General features: G+C 33.2%; 6 protein-coding genes. All 6 read right to left on the bottom strand.

Annotated features, from left to right (window positions below):
- Positions 1 to 64: 64 nt before the first annotated feature.
- The 6 genes from JSQ97_RS12500 to JSQ97_RS12475 all read right to left on the bottom strand — a co-directional run bounded on the left by JSQ97_RS12500 (position 65) and on the right by JSQ97_RS12475 (position 4,259).
- Positions 65 to 325, bottom strand: a complete 261-nt coding sequence (locus JSQ97_RS12500) for a hypothetical protein (protein ID WP_205076348.1) — start codon at positions 323 to 325, stop codon at positions 65 to 67.
- 70 nt (positions 326 to 395) lie between these two features.
- Positions 396 to 575 (bottom strand): hypothetical protein, encoded by a 180-nt coding sequence (locus JSQ97_RS12495; RefSeq protein WP_205076347.1) that lies wholly within the window; start codon positions 573 to 575, stop codon positions 396 to 398.
- Positions 569 to 1,015: a DUF5071 domain-containing protein gene (locus tag JSQ97_RS12490; protein ID WP_205076346.1), complete on the bottom strand. Its 447-nt coding sequence runs from the start codon at positions 1,013 to 1,015 to the stop codon at positions 569 to 571. Before JSQ97_RS12490 ends, JSQ97_RS12495 begins: the two co-directional genes overlap by 7 nt.
- A 331-nt stretch (positions 1,016 to 1,346) precedes the next feature.
- Positions 1,347 to 1,856 (bottom strand): hypothetical protein, encoded by a 510-nt coding sequence (locus JSQ97_RS12485; protein WP_205076345.1) that lies wholly within the window; start codon positions 1,854 to 1,856, stop codon positions 1,347 to 1,349.
- Between the two features lie 613 nt (positions 1,857 to 2,469).
- Positions 2,470 to 3,249: a LysM peptidoglycan-binding domain-containing protein gene (locus JSQ97_RS12480; RefSeq protein ID WP_205076344.1), complete on the bottom strand. Its 780-nt coding sequence runs from the start codon at positions 3,247 to 3,249 to the stop codon at positions 2,470 to 2,472.
- Positions 3,246 to 4,259, bottom strand: a complete 1,014-nt coding sequence (locus JSQ97_RS12475) for a hypothetical protein (RefSeq protein WP_205076343.1) — start codon at positions 4,257 to 4,259, stop codon at positions 3,246 to 3,248. The genes JSQ97_RS12480 and JSQ97_RS12475 overlap by 4 nt, the downstream gene beginning before the upstream one ends.
- Positions 4,260 to 4,343 lie beyond the last annotated feature (84 nt).

Genomic DNA, 4,343 nt, shown 5'->3' with positions numbered 1-4,343 from the left:
TAATAGAACAACAAAAAATGAAAATATTATAAAAAAAATCTTTATTCTTTTTCTTATATTCATTTTAATCTTCCGTACTTCTCACTTTTAATTTTTGTCTTAACGCTTTTTGTTCTTCAGAATCATAATTTTTTTCCCATTCTTCGGGTTTTCCCGGTTCAGAGGCATCCTCTGTTGCCTGCTTCCACCAACTAAAAAAAGTTTTTCCTTTTTTGTTTTGCCCTTTATAATTTCCGGATAAATCTTTTTCTTTTACCTTTGGTACAAACCTATTCCATATTTTTTTCTTAATATCATTTTTGTCATTTAGTTTTTTTTTAGACAATGGGTGAACAGCACTTAAAAAACTAACCGTTTTGGTATATAAGACTACGGAAACAACACGGCACTTTCTTTCAAAAACTATTTGATTTAAAATTACTCTCTAATATAAAGACTTTCGGCCTAAGTCTATATAATCCAAAGCCAAATTCTTCTTTTTTTTGAGTTGAATATTTTCGCATTTCTGTACCTTGTAATTTGACACATGTTTTATCTCCCTCTTTTTTTATTTGTATTTTAAATTTTCCTACCATGCGGCTTTCTCCAATACTTGTATCAAATCTATGTTTTTAAAATCACCTTTTGTAAACGAATGATATTTTATCAGCATCTTTAAATTACCTAACCAATTATCATCGTTTTCTTTACTAGCTTCTTTCAAAGTATTTTCTAAAGGCGGTAACAATATTTCCTTAGGAAAAGTTTTAAGTAAAGACATTGCCTTTTCAGAGCCTGGCCATGATAAATCCTGCAGAAGATATAATAAACCATCGATTGATTTATATCGTTCATCAACTTTTTTATTCGCTATTATTTCGACTAAATCAGCCATTAGTTTTTTAGGAGCGTTTTTTATTAAAATATTAAAACCAAAACTTTCAGCGTTGGAAAAATATGTAATGGCTTCTTCTTGTAATTTCCTGTCTTTATCCCAACTTAAATTTTGCAGTTTACTCACTTCTATTCCTCCCATAAAAACTTTTGTAGGAAATATCAATTTCCGAAAAAGTTTTTAGCCGTGCGCGCACACGTTCAATAGTCGAGTTTGCAAAATAAAGTATATCGTATTCATGCGATTTTTATCGAAACGCCACGTATACACGTCTTCTGCAAACATCCGCGCAAACTCGAGATAAGAACGCTGCGATTTCGAGCAATGCACAGAAATCGTGAGTGTCTCCCATAAAAGAAAAACGCTTCGGCGTTTTTCGGCTTTAGACTCCAGCGACGGCGATATTTCAAACGGCGCTTTTTATCGTACCTCCTTTACTTTTACCGATAATTAATTAAAGGCAGTCCTTAAATCAATAAAAAATATAGCATTTTTTGCCGTTATTTAAAGCTCCTATAGTCGAATATTCAAAAAAGTAATTTACCTTATAAAACAGCCTCATTTTTTTAGGATCATCATCTTCCGTTATATAAATCAGAGACACTATATTAGGAATGTCCATGTGATTACATAAATATTCTGCAGAGAAATTAATATTATTTATTTTAACCTGAATATAATCCGTTGAAAACAATACGTATCGTTCTCCAAAAAATTCTTGCAATATAATCTCTGCAATTTTTTCACTGAAACAACTTCTTATATTTTCCTCAATATAACTGTTTCTTTGTAGATAGTTTAAGAGTACATCAGAACTTGGATTATCGAATTTCAAATTATGTATACGAGTTTGAAAGTCTAGTGCTTCTTTTTCGTCACGTATGCGGCTCTTCGGAATCTCAGTTTTTATAGCATCTCGAAGAGCATTTATTATTGAGTATAACTTTAGTTGATGAGCATCCCCATAAAACAATATTAACACAAAATAGTAAATACATCTGTTTCTTAGTCATTTAAATTAATATTTCCCCATATTATAAAATCTTTTGAACGCATCTTCTTTCCATCCGGATCCGTATACTTCACGGGATCATTCCACGCATAGTGATACAACTGCAAGTTTACGACATTGAACACACCGCCCATACCCGGCAACTGCTGGTTATGCTTCTTCGCCTCATCGTTCACGGGCGCAAAATGTATATATGTTTCCGGTACAATAAACAGGAGTATACTGAAATAAAATTATTCTTTAAATATATTACAAAAATATAGATAAAGCCAAATAACAAAGGAACTCATAACATCATAAGGAAGAGGTAATTTAAAAATTACTGCAGTAGAAACAAGTCCAAGCAATAACAATGGAATTTTTATATATTTGGAAAACTTACTGAGATTAATAAAAAAACAAATATCCTTTGTATGCTTATGGAGAATATAAACAGGAAAGATCATTATTCCAAAAAATAAATTCACCATAAGATATCCTTCAATAATCATTCCTGTATTATTAATCTTAACAAATAAAAAATACTTAATAAACAAAAAAACAGAATACAATAGAAAATTGATACAAAAAAGCAAAATATTTATCATTGCGAAGCCTTCTTAAAAAAACTTATAATATCTCGAATATCACCTTTTAGAATTCTTGTATATGTCCATAAAACACCTCCTCCTACACCAATTCCACCGAATCCAGAGAAATTTGCATTATTATTTAAATCATAATTTAAAAGTGGACCAACACCAATTTGAGCTGTATTTCCTGTTGAACCATGAAGTGAAGAATTCCCTAAATCGGAATAGCTACCAGCCAATGTAACATCACCAGCTATTCCAACACCACATCCAGCACCAAATGTTCGATATATATCAAACCCTTCTTTTTTAGAATATGAAATTCCTACTTCAACACTTAATCCAATTACTAAGAAAACTCCTAATCCTAGTCCTATTTGAGTTGTTTTATTACTTGGTGTACTTTTAAGAACAGAATCACTAGACGTAATATCATTACTTGTTTGTATATTATTAGAAAAGCCACTAAAATCCAGCTTATCGCCAGCATAAATTTTATTCGGATCATGCATGCCGTTTGATTTTGCAATATCATCATAGCTATAATTTGTCCCATTCTTTTCATTATATTCATTTGTAATCTTTGAAAGAGTATCGCCGGATTCTATTGTATTCGTATCCCAATCAAAAGCTCCTGTTGGATCGGTATATTTTATCGGATTATTTCCAGCATAATGGTACAGGCTGAAGTTCACCGTATTATAAATACCGCCTTCACCTGCACTTGTTCCGCTCCCGTAATCATTTACCACCGGATCCGCACTCAGCCACCGACTGTACTTCGCATTCATTTTATTCTCCCGACTATATCCACGAACTTACTCGGAGCGGATATTCTGACCGTTTCTTTCGTGTCTAAATCGTGTCTGTACCAAATAAGTCCGGGATACCAAGTCAAAAGAAAATGTCTGATGGGGGATGACGTTTCGGAAGTATCTTTTGAAAAATAAAGATATGTTCCGTCAAGATAATATAAATCTTTGCCTTTATACCTCGTACCTTTCAATAAATCGCGTTTCAAACCCGTATCGTACGCCGTTTTCGTTTCCAAATCATAAATCATTATGCGTCCGTCTCTGTCTCTTCCTACGAGCTTTTTTCCGTCCGCTGATACGTTAAAATATTCCCACATCCTGATCAACTTGTATTGTTTTACAAATTCGTCTTCACTCGAACGTACCAGTTCGATTCCGTCATTCGGTACGCCGAAATGTCCCCATTCGTTTTCATACGGAATAAATGCCGCCTCATCGATTTTATAATACCCTATGTCGAAAAATATCGTATTGTTTTTAAATGCCATCGGTTCAAAAAGCGCACCCTGATTAATCGTTATATGTATCGCTGCACCGTCAAAAAGAGATGATACAATATATCGATATGCACCGGCATCTCTATCATTTGATATCAACACTTTTCCGTCATCGATACCGTATACAAAACCGATATGATTTTCTTTAACTATAGGATTTTGAATATCGACGCTTTTATCTTTTACTTCATAAAAAAAAATATCTCTGCTTACCTTATTTTCGAGTATGTCATATGCCCTGCGTGTACTGTATATTACAAGCCAAAGCCGATGTTCCGCAGAATCATAAAAGCAATCAGGCACATCGTTATAACCGGACAGTTTACATTGCTCTTTTAACGCGGTAAAAGCAATTTGCGTATCGCCTATCCATACGTCGCTGTCGGTCGAACCGAAAAACAAAAGATTATCTTCCGTTATTTGAACGTCGGAAGCGGAGCAAGAGCAAAGCACACAAGTTCCGATAATGGCAATTAATATGTTCTTCATTTTTCTATTCTCAAATATTTTGCTCTGCTTTGATTAGATAAATATAATAATACCATTCAGAGAATTATGATCTCTTTATAAAAC

It is taken from the genome of Treponema sp. Marseille-Q4523 (assembly GCF_016901105.1).
GTDB lineage: Bacteria > Spirochaetota > Spirochaetia > Treponematales > Treponemataceae > Treponema_D.
The sequence above is the reverse complement of the archived record's forward strand: the minus strand, read 5'-3'. Positions and strand labels throughout refer to the sequence as shown.

Coding starts and splice junctions, on each gene's coding strand:
- JSQ97_RS12480 (WP_205076344.1), bottom strand. CDS start 3,249: ATGAATGCGAAGTACAGTCGGTGGCTGAGTGCGGATCCGGTGGTAAAT.
- JSQ97_RS12490 (WP_205076346.1), bottom strand. CDS start 1,015: ATGGGAGGAATAGAAGTGAGTAAACTGCAAAATTTAAGTTGGGATAAA.
- JSQ97_RS12475 (WP_205076343.1), bottom strand. CDS start 4,259: ATGAAGAACATATTAATTGCCATTATCGGAACTTGTGTGCTTTGCTCT.
- JSQ97_RS12495 (WP_205076347.1), bottom strand. CDS start 575: ATGGTAGGAAAATTTAAAATACAAATAAAAAAAGAGGGAGATAAAACA.